This window comes from Enterobacter sp. 237C8 (genome assembly GCF_034106865.1).
GTDB lineage: Bacteria > Pseudomonadota > Gammaproteobacteria > Enterobacterales > Enterobacteriaceae > Enterobacter > Enterobacter asburiae_B.
In genome coordinates this window covers 77634-102635 of record NZ_JAWNDF010000002.1, presented here as the reverse complement: position 1 = coordinate 102635, position 25002 = coordinate 77634, and the positions used below count along the sequence as shown (strand labels likewise).

The window sequence follows — 25002 nt, the reverse complement described above, 5'->3', positions numbered from 1 at the left end:
CTCAAATCAGTCCGGCGTCGCGCGCCAGGCGGCTCAGGTTGTTATACCCCAGACGGGCGTAGGTCAGCGGATGGGCAATCGCCGGATCCTGCTCGGCCTCGACCACCAGCCAGCCGTGATAATCCTGCGCCTTCAGCAGCCGCATAATCGGTGGGTAATCGACGCAGCCGTCGCCCGGCACGGTAAACACGCCGCTCAGCACCGCATCGAGGAAGCTGGTTTTGCGGTTTTTCACGTCCGCCAGCACGTCGGCGCGCACGTCTTTGCAGTGAACGTGATTGATGCGCGACGCCCAACGCTGCGCCACCGCCAGCGGATCGGCCCCGGCAAAGGTCAGATGGCCGGTATCCAGCAGCAGTCCGACCGCCTCCCCGGTGTGAGTCATCAGGTTGTCCACGTCTTCGGAAGACTCAATCACCGTGCCCATATGGTGATGGTAGGCAATCTGCACGCCCTGCTGCTGCGTATAGCGGGCAAATTCGGTGAGCTTCTCGCCGTACTCCTTCCAGCGCTCCTGCGGGAAGCGCGGGCGCAGATGCACCGGGGTCTGCTGCTCGCCGTGAATGCAGCCGCTCACTTCCGCAAACACCAGCACCTTCGCCCCCAGCTCGCGCAGCAGCGTCAGGTGCGGCTGCACGGCGGCGATCTCCTCCTCCACGCTGCGCTCCAGCAGGCGGCCGGAGTACCAGCCGGAGACCAGCTGCAGGTCGTGACGCTGCAGGATGGGGCCAAGCAGGCGCGCTTCGCGCGGGAATTTATTGCCCAGCTCGAAGCCGGCAAAACCGGCCTCTTTACCTTCGCTCAGACAGGTTTCCAGCGAGGTTTCCGCGCCGAGAGAAGGCAGATCGTCGTTCGTCCACGTCAGCGGGTTAATGCCTAATTGCACACTCATTGTCGTCTCCATTATGCGTGTCCGCGCTCGCGCCACCAGGCGATAAGCTGCAGGTAGTTGTCCCGGATGCGCGCCACCAGCTGCGCATCATCAATATCGTGCTTTAGCCACGCGCGGGAGGCATCGCCAAACAGCGTGCGCCCCACGGCGAAGCCTTTCACTACCGTCTGCCCCGCTGCGGCTTTGAAGTCGGCGCGCAGCTGTTCCGCCGGAGCGTCCAGGCCGAGTATCACCACCCCGCGGCAGTGCGGATCGCGGCGTTCGATAATCTCGCTCAGCGCCGTCCAGCCGTCGGCGGAGAGCGGCGGTAGCTTCCACCAGTCGGGGTAAATGCCGAGGTTGTAGAAACGGGAGATGGCGCGCAGGTAGAGCTCGTCGCTGCGCGGCATGCTGGCAGGCAGGATCACCTCAAGCAGCAGCTCGTGCCCGGACCGGCAGCAGGCGTGGTACACCTCGGCGATTTTCTGCTCCTGCTCCAGGCGCAGGCCGTGGGCATCTTCCGGGTGGAAAAAGACCAGGCACTTCACCACGTGCTCCTGCGGCCAGCTGATAAGCTGGGTGCCGATGTTGCCGTGCTCCATCTCCAGCGGCCGGGATCCCGGCAGCTCAATGGGACGACCAATCCACCACCCTTCCCCGGTGATTGCGTTCAGCGCGTCCTGACCAAAGGTGCCGTCGCACAGAAGACCGGCTTTGCCCTCCAGCCCGGCGCGGCTCGCCGCCTCGCGGCTGGCCTGCAGGATCAGCTGCTTCAGCGCCGGAATGCGCTTAAGCGACGCGCCGCACTGCATCGCCATATCCTCAAGCTGGCTGCGGTGGTCGAAGGCCATCACGCACAGCTCCGGCCATTCGCGGCGGCGGGTGGTCACCCGGTGGAGATGGTTAAGACGCGGGTCGAGATCCGGGCGCGGCACGTTCGCGGCGCGGGAAAGATAGTCATCCAGCTCGATTTTGCTCGGCATCGCCGGGGCACAGCCGTGGCGCGAAACCACCAGCGCGCCGCAGGCGTTGGCGTAGCGGCACGCCTGCTCCCAGCCTTCGTCGTTCAGGTAGCCGCGCAGCAGGCCGGACATAAACGCGTCCCCCGCCCCGAGGACGTTCAGCACCTCCACGCGCACGCCGGTCACCGTCAGGCCGTCGTCCAGCCGGGGCGGAATGGCGTCGGTATAGACCGAGCAGCCGAGCGCGCCGCGCTTGCAGACCAGCGCTGCGTCACTGACGGCACGCACCTGTCCCAGCGCCTGCAGGGTATCCGTGCTGCCGCCCGCAATGTGAAACTCCTCTTCGGTGCCGACAATGACGTCGAAGAGGTGCAGAACCTCCTGCAGCTCGCGGGTGACCTTCTCGGCGGCGATAAAACGCGTTTCGCCGTCGCCTAAGGCGGTGAGCCCCCACAGCACCGGACGATAGTCGATGTCCAGCACCGTGCGCACGCCGTGACGGCGGGCATAGCCCAGCGCCGTCAGCACCGCCTCGCGGGTCTGCGGATGAGAAAGGTGAGTCCCGGTGATGGCAAGACAACGTGCGGAGGCAATGTAGCTTTCGTCCACATCGCTGGCGGTAATCGCCATATCCGCGCAGTTATCGCGATAAAAAATCAGTGGAAAGGTGTCCCGGTCTTTAATGCCGAGGAGCACCAGCGCCGTGAGGCGTTGTTTATCGGTAATCAGATGGCTGGTATCGCAGCCCACCTGGTTGAGCTCTTCCCGCAGGAAGCGGCCCATATGTTCATCGCCGACGCGCGCCAGCATCGACGAACGTAAACCCTGACGCGCGGTGCCATACGCCACGTTGCCCGACGACCCGCCGAGATATTTGGCGAAGCTGGACGCGTCCTCCAGACGGGCACCAATCTGCTGACTGTAGAGGTCTACCGCCACGCGGCCCATGCATATCACATCAAACTGCTTTTCCACGTTGATACCTCATCAGACAATGTCGTTCACGTTCAGCCAGCGGCCTTCCCGGTGCGAGAGCGCAATCGCGTCCAGCACGCGCGACACCTTCCAGCCCTCTTCGAAGTCCGGCCACATCGGTGCGTCAGCGGCTATCCCGTCCACCAGGTCGCGCACCTCCACCGTTTTTTGATCGTTAAAGCCAATCCCGTGTCCCGCGCCCATGCAGAACGCGGCGTAGTCCGGGTGCGCCGGGCCGACGAGCAGCGTGCGGAACCCCTGGCGGTTCACCGGATCGTCATGCAGATAAAGCTTCAGCTCCGCCATGCGCTCCTGGGTGAAGCTGATGGCGCCTTTCGTTCCGGTGATGACGTACGACAGCCCCATCTTGCGTCCGCAGGCAACGCGGGAGGTTTCAATCACGCCCTGCGCCCCGCCCGCGAAACGCACCATCGCGTGGGCCTGATCCTCGTTTTCAACGGCAATCATCTCAGACGATCCGGCCTTCGCCGGTCGCGCCGGGACCACGATCTTCAGGTCGCCGCAGACCTGCTCGATATCCCCCACCAGGTACTGAGCCATGTTGACGATATGCGCCGCGAGGTCGCCCAGCGCCCCCAGCCCGGCGGTCTCTTTGAAGCAGTGCCAGTGAATGGGCGAGAGCGGGTCGGCCATATAGTCTTCGTTGTGGGTGCCGTAGAAGTGGATCACCTCGCCAATCTCGCCGCGCGCGATAATCTCCTTCGCCAGCTGCGCCGTCGGGTTCTTCATGTAGTTGAACCCCACCAGGGTTTTCACTCCTGCCCGCTGTGCAGCCTCAACCATTTCACGCGCGTCGTGGGCGTTCAGCGCCAGCGGCTTTTCCGAGTAGACGTGCTTGCCGTGGCGGATCGCCTCCAGCGCCATCTCTTTATGCAGATGGTTGGGAGAGCAAATATCCACCACGTCAATGGCCGGGTCGGCCACCAGCGCCCGCCAGTCCCCGGTGGAACGGTTGAAGCCAAACGCCTGCGCGCGCGCTGCCGCCAGCTCCGGCGTGACTTCCGCCACCATCTCGCGCACCAGCCTGCCGCGCAGGTTGAAGACCGTCGGGGCCTGGGCATAGGCGATAGCGTGCGCCTTGCCGATATACCCGGTGCCAATTAATCCAATACGAACCTCTTTCATCGTGATCCTCACAGTGCGCCGCGACGGCTTTTGGCATAGGTATCGAATGCCACCGCCAGAACGATAATTAATCCGGTGATAATCTGCTGGTAGTAGGCCGAGACGTTCATCAGCACCAGGCCGTTAATCAGAATGCCCATGATGATGGAGCCGATAATGGTGCCGCCGATGCGCCCGTAGCCGCCCATCAGCGAGGTGCCGCCGATCACCACCGAGGCGATGACGCGCAGCTCAAAGGAGATCCCGGCTACCGCCTCGGCGCTCCCCAGACGCGCGCTCAGGATGAAGCCCGCCAGCCCGGCCAGACAGCCGATCAGCACGTAGACGCTGACCAGCACGCGCTTCACGTTGACCCCCGCCAGTCGCGCCGCCTCCGGGTTGCCGCCGATGGCGTAGACGAAGCGTCCCCAGCGGGTTTTATGCAGCGCCAGATAGCCGCCGACGGCGACGATGGCGAAGATCCAGATAGGAATAGAGATGCCGAGCAGCTCCCCGCGTCCCCACCAGCGGTAGCCCTGATCGAAACCGGCGATCGGCGCGCCGTCGTTAATCACCAGCGTCAGGCCGCGCCAGATTGTCATCCCGCCGAGGGTGACGATGAACGGCGGCAGGCGCAGGCGGGTGACGCCCAGGCCGTGCAGGAAGCCAATCGCCGTGCCCATCGCCAGACAAATCCCCAGCCCAATCAGCCAGCTCATGCCGCCCCAGGCGTTCGGGTCGACGGTGGTGAAGTTGTCGCCCTTAATGACGTACGCCGCGGTCATGGCGCACACCGCGAGAATGGAGCCCACGGAGAGGTCGATCCCGGCGGTCAGAATGACGAAGGTCATCCCCACGGCCATGATCCCGTAGATGGACACTTCGGTCAGGATGTTGAAAATATTGCGTTCAGAGAAAAAGTTGCTGTTCTGCGACTGGAAGAAGATCAGCAGCAGGATCATGAAAATCAGCACCCCGAAGCGCTCGAAGAAGGCGATGGGATCGATGCGTCCGGCGCGTTTGACCGGGGCCTGCGTTTTAGAAATCATCTGCGTCATGAGAAACTCCGTTATGCCGCGTTCAGGGCGTTGTGGTTGATGGCCATCATCGTCATCAGCCGTTCTTCGTTAGCGTCGTCGCCGTGGATCTCGCCGGTCACCCGGCCTTCGCTGAGGGTGATGATCCGGTCGGACACCGCCATCACCTCAGGCAGATCGGAGGAGATCACGATCACCGCCACGCCCTTTTTCGCCATGTCAAACAGCACCTGGTGCACTTCCGATTTGGTCCCCACGTCGATGCCGCGCGTCGGCTCATCGACGATCAGCACCCGCGGGTTGAGCGCCATGCAGCGCGCGAGGATCACCTTTTGCTGGTTGCCGCCGGAGAGCTTGCGCACCTCCTGCGCGCTGTTGACCATTTTGATCTGCAGCGCCTTGCGGTAGGACTCAATCAGATCGTCCTCTTTGCGGGTGTTCACGAACCAGCGCCACTGCAGCAGCGAGGAGAGACAGGAGAGCGACAGGTTGTCGCGAATCGACAGCCCCAGCACCGCCCCCTCTTTTTTGCGGTCTTCCGGCACCAGCGCCACGCCCTGGTCGAGGGCATACAGCGGGTCGCGCGGCTGGTACGGCACGCCGTCCAGCTCAAAGCTCCCTGAGGTAAAGGCGTCTGCGCCAAACAGGCAGCGCGCCACTTCGGTACGTCCCGCGCCCACCAGCCCGGCAATGCCCAGAACTTCCCCTGCGTGGACGTGGAAGCTGATGTCGTGCAGGGCGATGCCGTGCGGATCCAGCGGCGGCTTTTCGCGGCTCAGCCCCTTCACCGCCAGGCGGACGGGTTTGTCTTCATGATGCGTTTCGCTGGCCGGACGGCGGTTAAAGGCCACGTCGCGCCCGACCATCAGACGGATCAGCTGTTCGACGTTGGTCTCCGCCACCGCGCCGGTGCCGGTAAAGCGGCCGTCCTGGAAAACGGTGAAGCGATCGCAGAGCTGGAAAACTTCGTGCAGACGGTGGGTAACGTAAATAATGCTCACGCCGCGGTTTTTAAGCTCCCGCACCACGCGGTGCAGGCTTTCCACCTCGCTGTCGCTCAGCGCGGCGGAAGGTTCGTCCATAATGATTAATCGGGCGTTGAGAGTCAGCGCCCGGGCGATCTCCACCATCTGCTGCTGGGCGACGCTCAGGCGGGCGACAGGCGTGGTCGGCGCAACGTTCAGCTGGAGGTAATCGAGAATGACCTGCGCCTCCTGGTTGACCGCCCTTTCATCGACGATCAGGTTACGCCTGCGCGGCTCGCGACCGAGAAACATGTTTTCCGCGACGGTCATGTTGGGCAGCAGGTTGAATTCCTGATAGATGGTGATAATGCCCTTGTTCTGGCGTTCCACCGGGGAGTCGTCCACCGGCAGCGTTTCGCCGTTGAACCAGATATCCCCTCGCGTTTGCGGCTGCGCGCCCGCGAGCGCCTTCAGCAGCGTGGATTTTCCCGCCCCGTTTTCTCCCAGCAGGGCGTGAATTTCGCCGCTGCCGACGGTCAGCTGAGCGCTGCTCAGCGCCCAGACGCCGGAAAAGCTTTTTGCCAGGTCGGTCACTTTCAGTAAGGGTTGCGACATCAGTCTGCTCCTCCTCATGATGAGCCGCCAGAGGCGGCTCGGGACATATTAGTTACCGGCCTCACCGATACGCTCAGCCTGCTGCAGGTTCTCTTTGGTGATCAGCGTCGGCGGGTAGTCGGCCCCGGTGATGGCTTTCTTCTCGCGCACGTTAGCCACCAGCTGGCTCATCGCCGTCTGCACCGCAAAGCCCGGACGCTGATCCGCCGTTACCGCCAGCCAGCCGTCGCGCACGCGGGCCAGCGCTTCCGGCACCGCATCAAACCCGGTCACGAGGATTTCGCCCGGCTTCACGCCCTGGCTCTGCAGCGCTTCAATCGCGCCCAGCGCCATATCGTCGTTGGCGGAGAGGATCACCTGCGGACGTTTCGGCAGCGAAGGCAGAACGCTTTCAACGATGCGCATTCCTTCAGAACGCATCCAGTTGCCGGTCTGATCGGCGACGATCTTGTACTTATCCCCGCCCGCCTTCAGGCTGTCGCGGATCCCTTTGGTGCGTTCAATGTTGGAAGAGGAGCCCGGCTGACCGGTGAGGAGAATAATGTCCGCGCCGTCGGGGAATTTGGTTTTAACGAAGTCGCCAACCGCCTGGCCGCCCTTGTAGTTGTTGGCGCCGAAGTGCGGCACTTTCTTCTGGCTGTCGACGGAGCGGTCAAGGGTAACCACCGGCAGCTTCGCATCCTGAATTTCCTCCACCGCGCTGGAGACCGCGTTGACGTCGTTCGGGGAGACGATAAAGCCCTGCGCCCCGCGGGTGATGGCGTTTTCCAGGTCAGCTACCTGCTTCGGCGAGCTGCCCTGCCCGTCCAGCACCTGAAGCTTCACGCCCATCTCTTTTGCGGCTTTCACCGCCGTGCGCTGCATGTGAACTTCAAACGGCATGGCCAGGTTTGGCGTACTGAAAACGATTTGCTCGTTTTCGGCGAGGGCGGCCCCGGACGTCATGGCGATGAGGGCGGCTACGATCAGTTTTTTCATTATTATGTCTCTCTGTGTAGGGTTGTTGTGTTTAGAGGACGATCTCGCGCTGGCTGCGCAGTGACTCCAGCGCTTTATCCGCAAGGTACAGCGCACGTTCACCATCATCGCCGCTGCAGTCAGGCACCGCTTCGCCGCGCAGGACCGCAACAAAGTGTTCCCATTCCGCGGCGTAGGCGGATTTGTAGCGCTGCAGGAAGAAGTGTTCCGGCAGCGCGCTGGTGCAGCCCTGTTTGCCGTAGTGCTGCACCTGGTTTTCAAGAATGTTGCCCGCGCACAGCAGCCCTTCGGAGCCGTGCAGCTCCAGGCGCTGGTCGTAGCCGTAAGATGAACGGCGGCTGTTGACAATGGTCGCCATCGCGCCGGAGGCATATTTCAGAACGATAAACGCGGTATCGATATCCCCCGCCTCGCCAATCGCCGGATCCACCAGGTTGCTGCCCTGGGCATACACCGACACCGGCTCTTCGCCCATGATGAAGCGGGCCATGTCAAAGTCATGAATGGTCATATCGCGGAACATGCCGCCGGAGACGCGCACGTACTCAGCAGGCGGCGGAGACGGATCGCGGGAGATGATGAGCAGCGATTCCGGTTTGCCGATGCGCCCGGCCTGCGCGTCGGTTTTCACGCGGCGAAACTGCGGGTCAAAGCGGCGGTTAAAGCCGATGAACAGCGGCACGTCGTACTCTTTGACCACCTTCAGGCAGTCGCGCACGCGGGCGAGGTCAAGGTGTACCGGCTTTTCGCAGAAGATGGCCTTGCCGTGGCGGGCGGCCATTTCAATCAGATCCGCGTGGGTATCGGTGGCGGAGGCGATCAGCACGGCGTGAACGTTAGGGTCGGTCATCGCCTCGTTCAGGCTCTGCTGACGGGCCTGATACTGCGCGGCGAGACGGGTGGCAAATTCCTGATTCGGGTCAACCACGGACCAGAGCGTGGTCGCGCCGTGGCTGGCGATGTTAGCTGCATGTACCTGGCCAATTCGGCCAGCGCCCAGTAAAGCAATGTTAAACATAACGGCTCCCGGTGTTGGTGAATGCTGTGAACTAACGACTCTATAAATAAAACATTTATTTCATTTTTATAAATAGTGAAAATTATGTTTTTGAGTGCGGGTTAACACTTTTGAGATGAATGAGATAAATTTTGTTATCAATCTCACAACATAGATGAACGTGCGGCAACTCCCCTCACCCCGGCCCTCTCCTCAGGGAGAGGGAGTAAAAAACCACACCGAGCGGTCCCCTCTCCCTGTGGGAGAGGGTTAGGGTGAGGGGAAAACAAAAATGAAATGAAAATTTCGTTACGGCAGGAAAACTCAATACTGGCGGGCTTTTTTCACCTGCGCCTGGGTTTGCTCAGCGGCCTCACGCACGGCAGAAGATTCAGCCACCTGCGCGTCACCGGTTCGCCACCACGAGGCGTAATCGTGGGTCATGGTCTTCGGCAGCACCTTGATGTCCAGCAGCGTCGGGCCGGGATGCGCCCGCGACGCCTCCAGCGCCGCCAGCAGGCTTTGCTCATCGTTCACCCGCCACGCGCGGCAGCCGTAGCTTTCCGCGTTTTGCGCAAAGTCGACCTTCACCAGCGGCCCGTCAAGCCGCCCGGTTTCCGGGTTGCGCCGACGGTTTTCCGTGCCAAAGCTGCCCATGCCGTGCCCCATCTGCAGGTTGTTAATGCAGCCGAAGCTGGCGTTATCAAACAGCAGAACGGTGACCTTAATGCCCTCCTGAACGGCGGTTTGCAGCTCGGAGTGCAGCATCATGTAGGAGCCATCCCCCACCATGGCGTACACCGGCTGCTCGGGTCTGGCGAGCTTCGCGCCGATGGCCGCCGCAATCTCGTAGCCCATGCAGGAGTAGCCGTACTCCAGGTGATAGCTGTCCGGCGTTTTGACCTGCCAGAGGCGCTGTAAATCCCCCGGCAGCGAACCGGCCGCGCCCACCACAACGGCGTTATCTTCAACATGCTGGTTGATCAGCCCCAGCACCCGCGTCTGGGTCAGGCGGGTGTTGAGCGTCTCGCCGTATTCCGCCAGCTGCGCATCCAGGTGCCCCGCCACTTCGGGCGCGTCGTCAGGACGCCACTGGCGATCCCACAGGCGGCGGCACTCGTCGCGCCAGGCGGACTTCGCCTCGGCTATCGCCTCTCCCCAGCCGCTGCGGTAATCCCCGAGCGCGTGGGTCAATGCCTGGAGCCCGGTTTGGGCATCGGCAATCAGCGCGGTCGCGTCCAGCTTCAGGGCGTCAAACTCGGCCACGTTCAGCAGCAGGAATTCGACGTCCGGGTGGGAAAAGAGCGCCTTGGAGCCGGTGGTAAAATCGGTCAGGCGCGTGCCGACGCCGATCACTAAATCCGCCTGCGGTGCGAGCTGGTTGGCGGACATTCCCCCCGTCACTCCTACGCCGCCCAGGTTAAGTGGGTGGTCACTTACCAGCGCCCCCTTTCCGGCCTGGGTTTCGGCAAACGGCAGCCGCAGCGTCTCGACAAATTCGCGAAACGCCTCATGCGCGCCGGAATAGCGCACGCCGCCGCCGCACACCACCAGCGGACGACGCTTGCGGGCGATCAGCGCCCGCGCCTGCGCCAGACGCTGCGGATCGGGCGGACGGCGCTCAATGTGGTGCACGCGACGCGCGAAGAAGCTCAGCGGGTAGTCCCAGGCCTCTCCCTGCACGTCCTGTGGCATGCAAATGGTCACCGCGCCGGTATTGGCGGGGTCAGTAAGCGTTCGCATCGCGCTTAGCATGGCGCTCATCAGCTGCTCGGGACGGTTGATGCGGTCCCAGTAGCGGGAGACCGGACGGAAGCAGTCGTTGGTGCTGATGCTGAGATCGTGATACTGCTCGATCTGCTGCAGCACCGGGTCCGGCTGGCGGCTGGCGTAGATATCGCCCGGCAGCAGCAAGAGCGGGATGCGGTTCGCCGTGGCGGTGGCCGCCGCCGTGACCATATTGGCGGCGCCCGGCCCGACGGAGGAGGTGACGGCAAAAATGCGCTGACGGCGGTGCTGTTTGGCGAATCCCGTCGCCATATGGGCGATACCCTGCTCGTTGCAGCCCTGCATCACCTGCAGATGGCCCGGGTCCTGCTCCAGCGCCTGGCCGATACCGAGCACGTTGCCGTGCCCAAAGATGGTCGCCACGCCCTCCACGAAGGGCGTTTCGTCACCGTCCACACTGACGTACTGTTGATTAAGGAACCGGACCAGCGCCTGGGCCATGGTCATACGTTCGGTTTGCATAAAACCTCCTGTCAGCCCAGCGTCGGCATGGAGAACGCAGCGCCTGTCTCCTGCTGCATTTCCGGCCAGCGCGCGGTGATGGTTTTCATTCGGGTGTAGAAGCGCACGCCGTCGCTGCCGTGAACGTTGAGCGCGCCAAAGATGGAACGCTTCCAGCCGCCGAAGCTGTGGAATGCCATCGGCACCGGGATCGGCACGTTGACCCCCACCATGCCCGCCTGCACCTCTTCGCAGAAGCGGCGCGCGCAGCCGCCGTCACGGGTGAAGATCGCCGAACCATTACCATATTCATGGCGGTTAATCAGATCCACCGCGCTGGCGTAATCTGCTACGCGCACCACAGAAAGCACCGGGCCAAAAATCTCTTCTTTATAGATGGTCATCTCCGGAGTGACGTTATCGAACAGCGTCGGCCCGACGAAGTAGCCCTGCTCGTGCCCCTTCACGCTGAAGCCGCGACCGTCCACGCGAAGTTTCGCTCCCTGCGACTCGCCGCTGTCGATGTAGCCCAGCACCTTGCTGCGGTGTACGGAGGAGATGAGCGGCCCCATTTCGTTTTCCGGCGACTGGTCCAGGCCCGGCCCGACGCGCAGCGCGGCAATCTGTTTCTCCAGCCGGGCGCAGAGGTCATCGGCGGTTTTATCCCCCACCGCCAGCACCACCGAGAGCGCCATACAGCGTTCGCCCGCCGCGCCGTAGGCCGCGCCCATGATGGCGTTGGTCGCCATCTCCATGTCGGCGTCCGGCATCAGGATGCAGTGGTTTTTCGCGCCGCCCAGCGCCTGGCAGCGCTTTCCGTGGGCGGACGCGGTCTGGTAAATGTATTCCGCAATCGGCGTGGAGCCGACAAAGCTCACCGCCTGCACGCGCGGGTCGGTCAGGAGCACGTCAACGGACTCTTTATCGCCCTGAACCACGTTGAAGACGCCGTCCGGCAGGCCAGCCTCTTTCAGCAGCTGCGCCAGCGCGAGCGCCAGAGAAGGATCTTTTTCCGACGGCTTCAGCACGAAGGTGTTGCCGGTCGCCAGCGCAATCGGGAACATCCACATCGGCACCATCGCCGGGAAGTTAAACGGCGTGATCCCGGCGCAGACGCCGAGCGGCTGCATCAGCGAGTGGCTGTCGACGCCGGTACCGACGTTCGCAGAATGTTCACCCTTTTGCAGATGCGGGATACCGCAGGCAAACTCCACCACTTCCAGGCCGCGGGTCAGTTCGCCCACCGCATCGGAGAAGACCTTGCCGTGCTCTTCGCTGATGATGCGGGCCAGGCGCTCCATGTTCTCTTCCAGCAGCGCCTTGAAGCGGAACATCACGCGCGCGCGCTTAAGCGGAGCATGGCGCGCCCACGCCGGAAACGCCTGCTGCGCGGCGGCAATCGCCTGCTCCGTTTCCTGCGCCGTACTCATCACCACCTGGCGGATCTGCTCGCCGGTGGCCGGGTTGAAGATCGCCTGAACGCGCTGGCCTGAACCGGTGACACATTCGCCGTGAATAAAATTCGCTACCGTCTCCATCCTTAACCTCTCGCTGTTGATACGTGACTGTTACCTGAACACTGTGTACTGAACACTATATATGAAACAAATATTCCATTTTAAGTTGAAATAAAATAAATGATGATTATTGTGATCAAGGATGGATTTTTATGTTAATAGCCAACAACACTGACGCCGCGTACGCTATTAAGGGATTTCGGGCGAGGAAATGACTGAAGTTTCTGTTTCATTTTTGCTGCCAGATGGATGGCCGACATTTAAAAGACGCGGTTTTGCGTTTAGAATCATAAGACTGTATTTGGGGGATAAGATGACGACAGCAACCAGCCTGAACGAACTGCAGCAGCAAATCCGCGATCGCTACGATAGCCTCAGCAAGAGGCTGCAGCAGGTCTCCCGCTACGTGCTGGACAACACCAACAGCGTGGCCTTTGATACGGTTGCCGTCATTGCCGAGCGCGCCGACGTGCCGCCCTCGACGCTGATCCGCTTTGCCAACGCCTTTGACTTCACCGGCTTCAACGAAATGAAACAGCTGTTTCGCATGAACCTGGTAGAAGAGACCGCCAGCTACAGCGACCGCGCCCGACTGTTCCGCGAGATGGAGAGCGAGGCCGTGCCGGAAACGCCGCTCGATATCCTGCAGGAGTTTGCCCGCTCGAACGCGCAGGCGCTCCAGCAGCTGGCCGCCCGCGCCGAACCGGAAATGCTGGAGCGCGCGGTACAGCTGCTGGCCGACGCCGACACCATCTACATTGCCGGACTGCGCCGCTCCTTCAGCGTCGCGGCCTACCTCACCTACGCCCTGAGCCATCTGGAGTGCCGCCCTATCCTGCTCGACGGCATGGGCGGGATGCTGCGCGAGCAGATTAGCCGCATTAAGGCGCGCGACATCGTGGTGTCGATCAGCTTCTCGCCGTACGCGGAAGAGACGGTGATGGTCAGCGAAACCGCCGCCAGCGTCGGCGCGCGGCAGATTGTGATTACGGACAGCCAGATCAGCCCGCTGGCGACGTTCAGCGATCTCTGCTTTGTGGTGAAAGAGGCGCAGGTGGATGCGTTCCGGTCTCAGTCGGCAACGCTGTGCCTGGTGCAGTCGCTGGTGGTGGCGCTGGCGTATCGGTTGGGAGAGGGGAAGTAAGGCAATAAAAAACCCCCTGCACAGGCAGAGGGTTTGGTTGTTAATTCAGCGGGAAATTACTCCCACACAATTACCAATAACAATAAAAAAACATTATAAAACAACACTATGGTAATCACACGCTACTCAACACCATGAAAAATACCCTTGTAGAAATGCATGGCAGCAAGGATAGCATTGTAACGGAGTGTAATCGGGTTTATGGTCAACGCATAGTGTCACGCATCCGCCAACCACGGGAACTCGCATTCAAGGCCTAATGTCCGGGCCAGTCTGATTGCGGTTTTTAAGATTGTTCCACCAGAAGGAAGATATGCGGCGATTCCAGTCGTTTGCGAATGTCGGCTTACTGGAAGTCATTCTATGCAACAGTCACCGGACGTTCGTACACTTCACGTTTGCCGCAATAGAGGTGCATTAAAGCTAACCTTACCTGATACAGCCCTGTGCTAATTGCGTGGCAACAAGCTTGGCCCATTTACATTTATCAAATGACGTCGTACGGCACATATAACATAATATGTCAGCCACTGTTCGATGACTCAACAATTCTGAAAAAGGGAGGCGCATGAATCGCCATTTCAAAAGGGACTTTGACGACCGTGTCAAATTGCCACAAAGTGTATTTGGGCGGGTAGACCATGTCGTTACGTCAGGGCCTCCGGCCAACATTGTGCTAATTGCAGTTGATGCAATTGACGTCAAGTGGCTGAACGACCAGGCAAAACAAGACCCGCGATTTGACATCAATAGTCCTATAAAAGCAGCTGGGGCTTGGAAGAGCCAAGGCTTCCCAACACCCGGAACTCCGAGCATCTTTGAAAGCGCCCCACTATTTCGCATTGAAGTAGAATTAGATGCCAGAACAAATCCATTTGAACTGCCATTCTTGCCTGACTATGACGGACTAAATACGAACAAGGGTACGCAGGCTTTAGAGGGCGCATGGTTTAAGTTCGAGGTGTCTGCAACCCACCGTAAAGGCTTCACGCCTGCGCTAATCTATCCAGGCTTGTTCGCCACGCCAATTTCTGCGTTTGTTCAGGGAACAATGCCGACACCTGTTCGCGCCAATGCTCTGGCAGGAATATTTTCGTTGCAGCATTTCCCAAAAATATCAGAAGATTGTCTTCAAGCTACTCTCAACGAAACTCGCGCAGACAAGCTCGCTGTCTACGGTGTTGGACAGGGAAACGCAAACGCTTTACTCAATGCGAATTCACCCATCACTTGTCATCCGCTGCCGTCGCTATACTTTGACCTTGGTGCTGGGGTATATCGTAACAAGCACACAACGCCGACTCCCCTGCTTTTCTGCTTTACACTCTGCCCGCCAATTATACTGTCACACTGGGATGCAGATCATTGGGCTGGAGCGTACGCGACTGGAGTCAGTACTCCTCCAACCTACCCCGCACTTCTGCGCACATGGATTGCGCCACTACAAACCGTCGGACCACTGCACATTGCCTTTGCAAATGACATCATTGCCCAAGGTGGCAAACTATACATCTACAACCCGCCCCCGGGAAAGATTAATAAGGTCGCACTCTCTAAGAGGACTGAACTCCGATTGGCGCTCGGAACCGGGAATGGCAGAAACGACACTGGAATTGTTGCGGTAGTGGAGAACAGAAATCTAAGTCCTAGTAGAACCTGGCTTCTAACTGGCGACTGCAACTATACGCACATCGAGCCCTCATTAGCACCTAAAAACCCTATAGCTGTGGTAGTCCCTCATCATGGAGCAAACCTAAATGGAGGAACCGCTGCACCAAAACCATTCCGCGGTGTAAACGAGTACTGCCGCCTGCTCTATTCGTTCGGCCCCGACAATGCACACGGGGCAACAGGTGTCCGCCACCCGACGCTCAACACGGCGACACTAAATATAGGGGCTGGGTGGGATCATGGAGCATGGCACTTACCCGCTCCGGCTGATAAGGACCCTAACTCCGTCGATGACGTCAGAGCGACCGCACGACATACTGTTGCTGGAGCCGCCGGCGCAAATCTTGGTAGTATCCTGGTGGGCTGGAACGGCCTTCCCGCATTATTCAAGCCCCCATGCGGTGGTGGTATAAGCATCCAGTGCACCACAACACCAGTACTGAGCTAGAGGCAGCCCGAATATGTGTCTATCGACGTCCACGGTCTGGAATCTTGGTTGCTTCTCTGAGAGTGAATTGCATTTACGGAGTAGTGAGTGCAGGTCAGGAGTTCACTTACCGTGCACTGGATCAATGTGCCTTTGAGTGTGGTGTTGAGTTGCGCTTAATCCAGCCGGGCAAGCCAACGCAGAACGAATTTGTTGAGAGCTTTAACGGACGATTTCGCGATGAATGTCTGAATTAGCGCTGGTTCAGCGATATGGGAAATCATTAATGACTGGTAGCGGGATTATAACGAGTGCCGTCCACATTCAATACTGAATTATCAGACGCCATCAGAGTTTGCAGCACGGTGGCGAAATGGAAAATGTTAAGGTAAACAAACTGCCCCTACTAACTGACGATTGTGTCTAATACTAGGGGCAGATCAATCAGTCCCACAACGATCCCTGGCGGATTTTTACCACTCTAGTCTTTTGAACAATTCCCTTGATGTATAAATGTTCAGCAAAGTATAATTACTGGACGTGGAAAAATAATTGATATGCTATGGATACAATGAATATTGGATTAACTGAAATATTATCATTTGCTGCATTAATTGTATCGGTATTCAGTATGCTGTATGCAAAAAAGCAAAGTGATTTTGCAAAGAGAAATCATTTTAATGATTATCGCTCTCATTTATCTCAATCTCATCTGGCATATAGAAAAGCACTAATTAAAACACAAAACAAACATAAAAATGATCTTCTTGAATTAAGTAGACTTGCTGGGGAAACATTAGTAAAAATAGTTAACCATTTCGACCGATATGACACCAATCAACATGCAGAGAGATATCTAAGACATTTACTGCATGAAAGTTCAGAAATGGTTTTCCGTACATTCCAGGGGCAACTTGCCTGGCAAACTGCAGAAAACATATCACATAGATTTCACCAAATATCTTTTATTGAGGATAATCTCAATCCAGTTAAAAATATATTTGGAGATTGCTCTTTCAGGGAGGAAATCAATTTAAAGTATCATTTAGAACCAAATGCATATCTAGAGGCGGATTTAGTGAATGATACTTATTTTTGCAATCTGGTTCTAGAGATGAAAGCAAGACTTGATGAATCTAAACTAAAAGAGTTGATGAGCAACGTTCAAAAAGAAATTATTAACTTCAATACGTTGCACAACAATCTAAAAGCCAATCTTTCCATAAGTGCTAATTACCTTAACGATTTAATCCATCAGGGAAATAAAGAGCACTTCAAACTGAGAGAATCCCCACAACTTTACTCTGAAATGAAAAGAACAAAAACACAATTGAGAACATTAGGTTATATAAACATGCCTGAGGGCTTAGATAAGTCTTTAAGTGGGAAGGTTTATTTCTCAATATCCAAAAGTATCCATTTATGTGCTCTCCTTCATGCAATACAATGTTTATATTCATGGGGCTGGGACTATGAATAATAAAGTATTCTTAATTTAATACGGGAATTTAAATCTTTCATATTATTAAAAAGAACACCAATAGATAAAATTTATTGGTGTTCTTTTATCAAGTCAGGCAATTAAAAAGTCACCCACTCACTCCCACTCAATCGTAGCCGGTGGCTTACCGCTGATGTCATATACGACTCGCGATATCCCATTGACTTCATTGATTATTCTGTTAGACACGCGGCCTAAGAAGTCATACGGCAGGTGCGCCCAGTGCGCGGTCATGAAGTCGATGGTTTCCACCGCACGCAGGGAAACAACCCAGTCGTACTTACGGCCATCGCCCATCACACCGACGGAGCGAACCGGCAGGAACACGGTGAACGCCTGGCTTACCTTGTTGTACAGGTCAGCTTTGTGCAGCTCTTCGATGAAGATCGCGTCCGCGCGACGCAGCAGGTCGCAGTACTCTTTCTTCACTTCGCCCAGCACGCGCACGCCCAGACCCGGACCCGGGAACGGGTGACGGTAGAGCATGTCGTACGGCAGACCCAGTTCCAGACCGATCTTACGCACTTCGTCTTTGAACAGCTCGCGCAGCGGTTCAACCAGGCCCATCTTCATCTCTTTCGGCAGGCCGCCCACGTTGTGGTGAGATTTGATGACGTGTGCTTTACCGGTTGCGGAGGCAGCAGACTCGATCACGTCAGGGTAGATAGTGCCCTGCGCCAGCCACTTCACGTCTTCCAGCTTCAGCGCCTCTTCGTCGAATACTTCCACGAACACGCGGCCGATGATCTTACGTTTCGCTTCCGGATCGTTCTCGCCTTTCAGCGCGTCCAGGAAGCGCTGCTCGCCTTCCACGTGAATGATGTTCAGACCGAAGTGGTCGCCGAACATGTCCATGACCTGCTGGGCTTCGTTCAGACGCAGCAGACCGTTGTCCACGAAGACGCAGGTCAGGTTTTTGCCGATGGCGCGGTGCAGCAGCATCGCGGTCACGGAGGAGTCCACGCCGCCGGAGAGGCCGAGGATCACTTTGTCATCGCCAACCTGCTGGCGGATACGCTCAACGGCGTCGTCGATGATTTTTGCCGGAGTCCACAGGGCTTCACACTGGCAGATGTCACGCACGAAGCGCTCCAGCATGCGCATACCCTGACGGGTGTGGGTCACTTCCGGGTGGAACTGCACGCCGTAGAAGCGTTTTTCTTCGTTCGCCATGATGGCAAACGGGCAGCTTTCGGTGCTGGCAACGGTCACGAAGTCAGACGGGATGGCGGTAACTTTGTCGCCGTGGCTCATCCACACGTCCAGCAGCGGTTTGCCGTCTGCGGTCAGGGAGTCTTCGATACCGCGCACCAGCGCGCTGTCGGTGACGACTTCTACCTGTGCGTAGCCAAACTCGCGCTCGTTAGAGCCTTCTACGTGGCCGCCCAGCTGCATTGCCATAGTCTGCATACCGTAGCAAACGCCGAATACCGGCACGCCAGCTTCGAACACGTACTGCGGCGCGCGCGGGCTGTTCTCTTCGGTGGTACTTTCCGGGCCGCCGGACAGGATGATGCCGCTTGGATTGAATTCGCGAATCTGTGCTTCCGTGACATCCCACGCCCACAGCTCACAGTAAACGCCCAGTTCACGTACGCGACGCGCCACCAGCTGAGTGTACTGAGAACCGAAGTCCAGGATGAGAATGCGATGTTTATGAATGTTTTCCGTCATTGACGCTAATTCCGAGGCAAGTGAAACAAAAACAGAGCGCCCGGCAGAAGCCGGGCGCGGAAACTTATCAGGAGCCCAGACGGTAGTTCGGGGACTCTTTGGTGATCGTCACGTCGTGAACATGGCTCTCCTGGATACCCGCACCGCTGATGCGTACGAATTCCGCTTTAGTACGCAGCAGGTCAATGGTACCACAGCCGGTCAGACCCATACAGGAGCGCAGGCCGCCCATCTGCTGGTGAATGATCTCTTTCAGACGGCCTTTATACGCTACGCGACCTTCGATACCTTCCGGCACCAGTTTGTCAGCGGCGTTATCGGTCTGGAAGTAACGGTCAGAGGAGCCTTTGGACATCGCGCCCAGGGAGCCCATACCGCGGTAAGATTTGTAAGAACGGCCCTGGTAGAGTTCGATTTCACCCGGGGATTCTTCGGTACCGGCCAGCATGGAGCCTACCATTACGGCAGCTGCGCCCGCGGCGATCGCTTTGGCGATGTCGCCTGAGAAGCGGATACCGCCGTCAGCGATAACCGGAATACCTGTGCCTTCCAGCGCTTCAACCGCGTCAGACACGGCGGTGATCTGCGGAACGCCCACGCCGGTCACGATACGTGTGGTACAGATAGAGCCAGGGCCGATACCCACTTTCACCGCGCTGCAGCCAGCGTCAGCCAGCGCGCGAGCGCCTGCGCCAGTGGCCACGTTACCGCCGATGATCTGCAGATCAGGGTATTTGGCACGGGTGTCGCGAATACGTTGCAGAACGCCTTCGGAGTGGCCGTGAGAGGAGTCAATCAGCAGGACGTCAACGCCCGCAGCAACCAGCGCGTCAACGCGCTCTTCGTTACCGGCGCCAGCGCCAACCGCAGCGCCGACGCGCAGACGGCCATGCTCGTCTTTACAGGCGTTAGGCTTACGTTCTGCTTTCTGGAAATCTTTAACGGTGATCATGCCGCGCAGGTGGAAGCTGCTGTCAACAACCAGCGCTTTTTCAACGCGTTTTTCGTGCATTTTTGCCAGCACCACGTCGCGGGTTTCACCTTCGCGAACGGTAACCAGACGCTCTTTTGGCGTCATGTACACGCTAACAGGCTGGTTCAGGTCAGTCACGAAACGCACGTCACGACCGGTGATGATACCGACCAGTTCGTTCTCTTCGGTCACCACCGGGTAACCGGCGAAGCCGTTACGTTCAGTCAGGGCTTTCACTTCGTGCAGCGTGGTGGTTGGCAGAACGGTCTGTGGGTCAGACACGATGCCGGATTCATGTTTCTTCACGCGGCGAACTTCTTCCGCCTGACGTTCGATAGACATGTTTTTGTGAATAAAGCCAATGCCACCTTCCTGTGCCAGGGCGATAGCCAGGCGCGCTTCAGTCACGGTGTCCATTGCCGCAGAGAGCATAGGAATGTTCAGGCGAATGGTTTTCGTCAACTGCGTGCTGAGATCGGCAGTATTCGGCAGAACAGTGGAGTGAGCGGGAACGAGGAGGACGTCGTCAAACGTCAGTGCTTCTTTAGCGATACGTAGCATGGGCAATATCTCTGACCTGGGTGGTTAAATATTGCCGTGGCATTATACAGAGCGTAACCGATTGCATCTACACTTTTTTATAAAAAAGCTTGCGATTGCCTCTCAGCAGGTTACTATCGACTGAATAACTTGCTGATTTAGAATTTGATCCCGCTCACATGTTATCCTCTCAATCTCCCTCAATTTATACCGTCAGCCGCCTGAATCAGACGGTGCGTTTGCTGCTTGAGCAGGAAATGGGGCAGGTCTGGATCAGCGGTGAGATCTCTAACTTCACGCAGCCGTCCTCCGGTCACTGGTACTTTACCTTAAAAGACGACACCGCCCAGGTGCGCTGCGCGATGTTCCGCAACAGCAACCGTCGCGTGACGTTTCGTCCTCAGCACGGCCAGCAGGTTCTGGTTCGCGCCAATATCACTCTGTATGAGCCGCGCGGCGATTATCAGATCATCGTCGAGAGCATGCAGCCTGCGGGCGAAGGCCTGCTGCAGCAGAAGTATGAACAGCTAAAAGCCCGGCTCTCTGCCGAGGGGCTGTTCGACCAGCAGTATAAAAAACCGCTGCCCTCCCCTGCCCACTGCGTTGGGGTGATCACCTCGAAAACCGGTGCGGCACTGCACGATATTTTGCACGTGCTGAAGCGTCGCGACCCTTCCCTGCCCGTCATCATCTACCCGACCGCCGTTCAGGGTGACGATGCGCCGGGCCAGATAGTTCGCGCCATTGAGCTGGCGAACGCCCGTCAGGAGTGCGACGTATTAATCGTCGGGCGCGGCGGCGGCTCGCTGGAAGACTTGTGGAGCTTTAACGACGAGCGCGTGGCGCGGGCAATCTTTGCAAGCCTTATCCCCGTGGTGAGCGCCGTCGGCCACGAAACGGACGTAACGATAGCCGATTTTGTCGCGGACCTGCGCGCGCCTACGCCGTCCGCGGCGGCGGAAGTGGTCAGCCGCAACCAGCTGGAGCTGCTGCGTCAGATTCAGAACGGCCAGCAGCGTCTTGAGATGGCGATGGACTACTTCCTTGCCAACCGTACCCGCCGCTTTACCCAGCTTCATCATCGTCTTCAGCAGCAGCACCCGCAGCTGCGTCTGGCGCGTCAGCAGACCGTGCTGGAGCGTCTGCGCCAGCGCATGAATTTCGCGCTGGATAGTCAGCTCAAGCGCGCGGTATCGCGCCAGCAGCGCGTGACGCAGCGCCTGAACCAGCAGAACCCGCAGCCGAAAATTTATCGCACGCAAACGCGGATCCAGCAGCTGGAGTATCGTCTGGCGGAGACAATCCGGGCGCGGCTGAGCGCCACCCGCGAGCGTTTTGGCAATGCGGTGACCCATCTTGAAGCGGTCAGCCCCCTCTCCACGCTGGCGCGCGGCTATAGCGTGACGACGGCGACGGACGGCAAAGTGCTGAAGCAGACCAAACAGGTGAATACCGGCGATGTGCTGACGACGCGTCTTTCAGACGGCTGGGTAGAAAGCGAAGTGAAATCAATTAAACCGGTGAAAAAGACGCGTCAGCGTAAAACCGGATAATTCCTCGCCGGTTACTTACTATACTGCTGCTATTCCCTTTTTTAATAAGGAGAGCAGCATGCCCCATCTTCATAGCGTTATTCCCCCTTATATTCTTCGTCGTATTATCGAAAGCGGTTCCGAGCCGCAGCAGCGCTGTGCCCGTCAGACCTTAACCCACGTCCAGACGCTGATGGCCCACATGCCCGGCAAACCCGCCGCGCCGCACGTGAATAAAGCCGGACAGCTGGAGCGCGATATTTACGACGCGAAGCATACCCAGGAGCTGCCGGGTACCCAGGTGCGTTACGAAGGCCAGCCATCGAACGGCGATGTGGCGGTGGATGAAGCCTACGATTATTTAGGTATTACCCATGATTTCTTCTGGAAAGAATATCAGCGCGATTCGCTCGATAATAAAGGTCTTATTTTGACCGGCACCGTTCACTATGGCCGGGAATATCAGAACGCCTTCTGGAACGGTCAGCAGATGGTATTTGGCGACGGCGACGGGGAAATATTTAACCGCTTTACCATCGCCATCGACGTGGTAGCGCACGAGTTGAGCCACGGCGTGACCGAGACCGAAGCCGGGCTTATCTATTTTGAACAGTCGGGCGCGCTGAACGAGTCTCTGTCGGACGTGTTTGGCTCGCTGGTTAAACAGTACCATCTGAAGCAAACCGCAGATAAGGCTGACTGGCTCATTGGTGAAGGGTTGCTGGCGAAAGGGATTAACGGCAAAGGGCTGCGCTCAATGTCTAAACCCGGCACCGCCTATGACGATCCCCTGCTCGGCAAAGACCCGCAGCCTGCGCACATGAAAGACTTCATTAAAACGCGCGAGGATAACGGCGGCGTGCACCTGAACTCCGGCATCCCCAACCGGGCATTTTATCTGGCCGCTACGGCGATCGGCGGCTACGCCTGGGAAAAAGCGGGTTATGCCTGGTACGACACGGTTTGCGATCGCAAACTGGCGCAGGATGCGGATTTTGAGGCCTTCGCAAAGCTGACGATCGCGCACGGAGAGAAACGCTCCGGCAGCGACGCTGGTGCGGCCATTAAACAAGCCTGGGAACAGGTGGGAGTGTTGTAAATGCAGGTTCCGGAACTGACGGATGACGCCGTGGTTGAGCTGGCCCGGGAAGGCGGCGTCGCTTTTATTCCCAAGCTGAGCGGACAGCGCACCATCGCGCTCTCCTCGCTCAATGAGGCCCAGCGCCAGCGCCTGGTGAGCATCCTGGAGCAGGCTTTTCCACGCGGTCAGCCGCCGGGGCAAGCCTCTTCACCCGGCAGCGGCGACCAGCGCTATTTCCGCATCCAGATTATCTGGACCGGGCAAAATCAGGCGCACTACGCCGATATCATCGTGCTGGTGCCCGAGCAGGAAGCCCCCGAGTCGCTGGTCGAGCTGTGGCAGAAAGGCGAAGGCTGCGTCTGCGATTAACCTTCGGCCCGAACAAACTCCACGCGTTTTTTAGAGATAAGACCGTGGCCGTTCTGGCAGAAATAGTCCACCGCACCGCAGGCTTTTAATACCTGGAGCGGCTGATGGCACTCCGGGCAGCGGGCTTCAAGCGCAATATCTTTATTACAGCTGTCGCAGTGCGCTACCCCGTTCTGGGACTCCAGCGGTGCCTGGCATTCCGGGCAGGTAATCGACATATTCTCTCCTATTGGGTTTTACCGGGGCATAACGCCGCCCCGGCAAGACCGAGCTTTATGAGGCGTTAGCAGCCGGTTTAGTCTGCGCATTTTCCAGCATGCGGCGCACCGGAACAATAAGGACGATCAGTACCGCGGCACAAATCAGCAGCGCGATGGAGCAGCGAGCAAAGAGATCCGGCAGCATATCCAGCTGATCGGCCTTCACGTGACCGCCAATCAGGCCCGCCGCCAGGTTACCCAGCGCGCTGGCGCAGAACCACAGCCCCATCATCTGGCCGCGCATTCTTTCCGGCGCAAGCAGCGTCATGGTCGCCAGGCCAATCGGACTCAGGCACAGTTCGCCGAGCGTCAGCATCAGGATGCTGCCCACCAGCCAGAACGGCGACACGCCCGCTCCACCGCTGCTCAGCACGTTCTGTGCCGCCAGCATCATCAGGCCAAAGCCCGCCGCCGCGCACAAAATACCAATAACGAACTTGGTGATGCTGCTCGGGCGAATGTTTTTGCTCGCGAGCTTCGGCCATGCCCAGCTAAACACCGGAGCCAGCAGGATGATGAACAGGGCGTTGATTGACTGGAACCATACCGCCGGGATTTCAAAATCACCAATCATGCGGTTAGTGTAGTCGTTGGCAAACAGGTTGAACGAGGTTGGTTTCTGCTCAAACGCGGACCAGAAGAACGCCGCTGAAATCAGCAGAATAAAGCAGACCAACAGCCTGGCGCGCTCTTTACGGTTCAGCCCCGCAAAGACAAACAGATAAATAAAGTAGAGGGCTACGGACGCCGCAATCACGTAGACCAGCACGCTGGCTACCGCGACCGGGTTAATCACAATCACGCCCTGCGCAATCAGCGTCACGATCGTTGCCACGCCAGCCGCCAGCGCCAGCAGCCAAACGCCCACGCCGTTACGCTTCACCACCGGGCTGTTCCAGGTAGAGTCGAGGCCGACTTCGCCGTCATAGCGTTTCATTGCCGGAACGGCAAACACGCGGAAGATAATCAGCGCCACCAGCATCCCGATACCGCCTATACCAAAGCCCCAGTGCCAGCCGTGGGTTTTGATCAGCCAGCCGGAAATCAGCGGCGCGATAAACGAGCCCATGTTGATGCCCATATAGAACAGCGAGAAACCGCCGTCACGACGCGCGTCGCCTTTTTTATACAGGGTGCCGACCATCACCGAGATACAGGTTTTGAACAGCCCTGAGCCAAGCACGATGAACATCAGGCCGATAAAGAACAGGTTGTTCCCCATCACCGCAGAGAGCGCGATCGACAGGTGTCCGAGCGCAATCAGAATTGAACCGTACCAGACGGCTCTCTGCTGACCGAGCCAGTTATCGGCCAGCCACCCACCCGGCAGCGCGGCCAGGTACATGGTACCGGCAAAGATACCGACAATCGCCGAGGCGTTTTCACGCGCCAGGCCCATCCCGCCGTCATAGACGGTGGCGGCCATAAACAGGATCAGTAACGGACGAATGCCGTAAAACGAGAAGCGCTCCCACATCTCGGTGAAGAACAGGGAACCGAGCGGATACGGATGGCCGAAGAACGTTCGGCTCTCTTTTTGATTAACAGTGGATTGCATA

The 25002-nt window shown here is 58.3% G+C and carries 19 protein-coding genes and 1 pseudogene; 7 read left to right on the top strand and 13 right to left on the bottom strand.

Going from position 1 to position 25002, the window contains the following annotated elements; translation table 11 throughout:
• Position 1: 1 nt before the first annotated feature.
• The 9 genes from iolE to USF70_RS10380 form a co-directional block, all read right to left on the bottom strand.
• Positions 2-892, bottom strand: a complete 891-nt coding sequence (gene iolE / locus USF70_RS10420) for a myo-inosose-2 dehydratase (protein ID WP_039263727.1) — start codon at positions 890-892, stop codon at positions 2-4.
• An 11-nt stretch (positions 893-903) separates the two neighbouring features.
• A complete protein-coding gene (locus USF70_RS10415; RefSeq protein WP_232937436.1) occupies positions 904-2808 on the bottom strand; it encodes a bifunctional 5-dehydro-2-deoxygluconokinase/5-dehydro-2-deoxyphosphogluconate aldolase in 1905 nt (634 codons plus the stop codon).
• A 12-nt stretch (positions 2809-2820) separates the two neighbouring features.
• Positions 2821-3954, bottom strand: coding sequence for a Gfo/Idh/MocA family protein (locus tag USF70_RS10410; protein ID WP_047060731.1), 1134 nt, complete (start codon positions 3952-3954; stop codon positions 2821-2823).
• 8 nt (positions 3955-3962) lie between these two features.
• Positions 3963-4991: an ABC transporter permease gene (locus USF70_RS10405; RefSeq protein ID WP_013098254.1), complete on the bottom strand. Its 1029-nt coding sequence runs from the start codon at positions 4989-4991 to the stop codon at positions 3963-3965.
• A gap of 11 nt (positions 4992-5002) precedes the next feature.
• Positions 5003-6550 (bottom strand): sugar ABC transporter ATP-binding protein, encoded by a 1548-nt coding sequence (locus tag USF70_RS10400; protein WP_023308787.1) that lies wholly within the window; start codon positions 6548-6550, stop codon positions 5003-5005.
• 48 nt (positions 6551-6598) lie between these two features.
• A complete protein-coding gene (locus tag USF70_RS10395; RefSeq protein WP_232937434.1) occupies positions 6599-7528 on the bottom strand; it encodes a sugar ABC transporter substrate-binding protein in 930 nt (309 codons plus the stop codon).
• Between the two features lie 31 nt (positions 7529-7559).
• Positions 7560-8546 (bottom strand): inositol 2-dehydrogenase, encoded by a 987-nt coding sequence (gene iolG, locus USF70_RS10390; RefSeq protein WP_038417345.1) that lies wholly within the window; start codon positions 8544-8546, stop codon positions 7560-7562.
• A gap of 303 nt (positions 8547-8849) precedes the next feature.
• Positions 8850-10775: a 3D-(3,5/4)-trihydroxycyclohexane-1,2-dione acylhydrolase (decyclizing) gene (iolD, locus tag USF70_RS10385; RefSeq protein ID WP_232937432.1), complete on the bottom strand. Its 1926-nt coding sequence runs from the start codon at positions 10773-10775 to the stop codon at positions 8850-8852.
• Between the two features lie 11 nt (positions 10776-10786).
• Positions 10787-12292, bottom strand: a complete 1506-nt coding sequence (locus USF70_RS10380; RefSeq protein ID WP_048978852.1) for a CoA-acylating methylmalonate-semialdehyde dehydrogenase — start codon at positions 12290-12292, stop codon at positions 10787-10789.
• Positions 12293-12584: 292 nt separating this feature from the next.
• Between USF70_RS10380 and USF70_RS10375 the strand changes: the two genes are divergently transcribed.
• The 4 genes and pseudogenes from USF70_RS10375 (at position 12585) to USF70_RS10360 (ending at position 16993) form a co-directional block, all read left to right on the top strand.
• Entirely contained in the window at positions 12585-13415 is an 831-nt protein-coding gene (locus USF70_RS10375; RefSeq protein WP_008502123.1) for a MurR/RpiR family transcriptional regulator, read from the top strand.
• 568 nt (positions 13416-13983) lie between these two features.
• The gene (locus USF70_RS10370; protein ID WP_223998008.1) at positions 13984-15534 is read left to right on the top strand and encodes a hypothetical protein; all 1551 of its coding nucleotides are present in this window, start codon (positions 13984-13986) and stop codon (positions 15532-15534) included.
• A gap of 92 nt (positions 15535-15626) precedes the next feature.
• Positions 15627-15900, top strand: a pseudogene (locus USF70_RS10365) (integrase core domain-containing protein); the annotation flags it as partial.
• A gap of 184 nt (positions 15901-16084) precedes the next feature.
• Positions 16085-16993: a hypothetical protein gene (locus tag USF70_RS10360; protein WP_214538607.1), complete on the top strand. Its 909-nt coding sequence runs from the start codon at positions 16085-16087 to the stop codon at positions 16991-16993.
• 117 nt (positions 16994-17110) lie between these two features.
• Here USF70_RS10360 and guaA read toward each other — a convergent pair whose 3' ends face one another.
• Together guaA and guaB are read right to left on the bottom strand one after the other, a co-directional pair.
• A complete protein-coding gene (gene guaA / locus USF70_RS10355; RefSeq protein ID WP_033146195.1) occupies positions 17111-18688 on the bottom strand; it encodes a glutamine-hydrolyzing GMP synthase in 1578 nt (525 codons plus the stop codon).
• 67 nt (positions 18689-18755) lie between these two features.
• Positions 18756-20222, bottom strand: a complete 1467-nt coding sequence (gene guaB, locus USF70_RS10350) for an IMP dehydrogenase (protein ID WP_023333022.1) — start codon at positions 20220-20222, stop codon at positions 18756-18758.
• Between the two features lie 158 nt (positions 20223-20380).
• Here guaB and xseA point away from each other — a divergent pair, with 158 nt between their 5' ends.
• Genes xseA through USF70_RS10335 form a run of 3 tightly spaced genes read left to right on the top strand, consistent with a single transcriptional unit; the run spans position 20381 to position 23183 of the window.
• A complete protein-coding gene (gene xseA, locus USF70_RS10345; protein ID WP_033146196.1) occupies positions 20381-21754 on the top strand; it encodes an exodeoxyribonuclease VII large subunit in 1374 nt (457 codons plus the stop codon).
• A gap of 58 nt (positions 21755-21812) precedes the next feature.
• Positions 21813-22832, top strand: coding sequence for a M4 family metallopeptidase (locus USF70_RS10340; protein WP_048978850.1), 1020 nt, complete (start codon positions 21813-21815; stop codon positions 22830-22832).
• On the top strand, positions 22833-23183 hold the full coding sequence (locus USF70_RS10335) for a protealysin inhibitor emfourin (RefSeq protein ID WP_006811517.1): 351 nt from the start codon (positions 22833-22835) through the stop codon (positions 23181-23183).
• Here USF70_RS10335 and USF70_RS10330 read toward each other — a convergent pair.
• Positions 23180-23401 carry a zinc ribbon domain-containing protein gene (locus USF70_RS10330; RefSeq protein ID WP_064673759.1) on the bottom strand — a complete coding sequence of 74 codons (222 nt, stop codon included), beginning with the start codon at positions 23399-23401 and terminating at the stop codon, positions 23180-23182. The two genes, USF70_RS10335 and USF70_RS10330, sit on opposite strands and share 4 nt — an antisense overlap.
• A 55-nt stretch (positions 23402-23456) precedes the next feature.
• Positions 23457-25001 carry a peptide MFS transporter gene (locus USF70_RS10325; RefSeq protein WP_029741661.1) on the bottom strand — a complete coding sequence of 515 codons (1545 nt, stop codon included), beginning with the start codon at positions 24999-25001 and terminating at the stop codon, positions 23457-23459.
• Between the last annotated feature and the right edge of the window lies 1 nt (position 25002).

Bases quoted from the DNA above. Each gene is read 5' to 3' on its own strand.
- iolE (WP_039263727.1), bottom strand. From the start codon at position 892: ATGAGTGTGCAATTAGGCATTAACCCGCTGACGTGGACGAACGACGAT.
- USF70_RS10410 (WP_047060731.1), bottom strand. From the start codon at position 3,954: ATGAAAGAGGTTCGTATTGGATTAATTGGCACCGGGTATATCGGCAAG.
- USF70_RS10405 (WP_013098254.1), bottom strand. From the start codon at position 4,991: ATGACGCAGATGATTTCTAAAACGCAGGCCCCGGTCAAACGCGCCGGA.
- USF70_RS10400 (WP_023308787.1), bottom strand. From the start codon at position 6,550: ATGTCGCAACCCTTACTGAAAGTGACCGACCTGGCAAAAAGCTTTTCC.
- USF70_RS10395 (WP_232937434.1), bottom strand. From the start codon at position 7,528: ATGAAAAAACTGATCGTAGCCGCCCTCATCGCCATGACGTCCGGGGCC.
- iolG (WP_038417345.1), bottom strand. From the start codon at position 8,546: ATGTTTAACATTGCTTTACTGGGCGCTGGCCGAATTGGCCAGGTACAT.
- iolD (WP_232937432.1), bottom strand. From the start codon at position 10,775: ATGCAAACCGAACGTATGACCATGGCCCAGGCGCTGGTCCGGTTCCTT.
- USF70_RS10380 (WP_048978852.1), bottom strand. From the start codon at position 12,292: ATGGAGACGGTAGCGAATTTTATTCACGGCGAATGTGTCACCGGTTCA.
- USF70_RS10375 (WP_008502123.1), top strand. From the start codon at position 12,585: ATGACGACAGCAACCAGCCTGAACGAACTGCAGCAGCAAATCCGCGAT.
- USF70_RS10370 (WP_223998008.1), top strand. From the start codon at position 13,984: ATGAATCGCCATTTCAAAAGGGACTTTGACGACCGTGTCAAATTGCCA.
- USF70_RS10360 (WP_214538607.1), top strand. From the start codon at position 16,085: ATGAATATTGGATTAACTGAAATATTATCATTTGCTGCATTAATTGTA.
- guaA (WP_033146195.1), bottom strand. From the start codon at position 18,688: ATGACGGAAAACATTCATAAACATCGCATTCTCATCCTGGACTTCGGT.
- guaB (WP_023333022.1), bottom strand. From the start codon at position 20,222: ATGCTACGTATCGCTAAAGAAGCACTGACGTTTGACGACGTCCTCCTC.
- xseA (WP_033146196.1), top strand. From the start codon at position 20,381: ATGTTATCCTCTCAATCTCCCTCAATTTATACCGTCAGCCGCCTGAAT.
- USF70_RS10340 (WP_048978850.1), top strand. From the start codon at position 21,813: ATGCCCCATCTTCATAGCGTTATTCCCCCTTATATTCTTCGTCGTATT.
- USF70_RS10335 (WP_006811517.1), top strand. From the start codon at position 22,833: ATGCAGGTTCCGGAACTGACGGATGACGCCGTGGTTGAGCTGGCCCGG.
- USF70_RS10330 (WP_064673759.1), bottom strand. From the start codon at position 23,401: ATGTCGATTACCTGCCCGGAATGCCAGGCACCGCTGGAGTCCCAGAAC.
- USF70_RS10325 (WP_029741661.1), bottom strand. From the start codon at position 25,001: ATGCAATCCACTGTTAATCAAAAAGAGAGCCGAACGTTCTTCGGCCAT.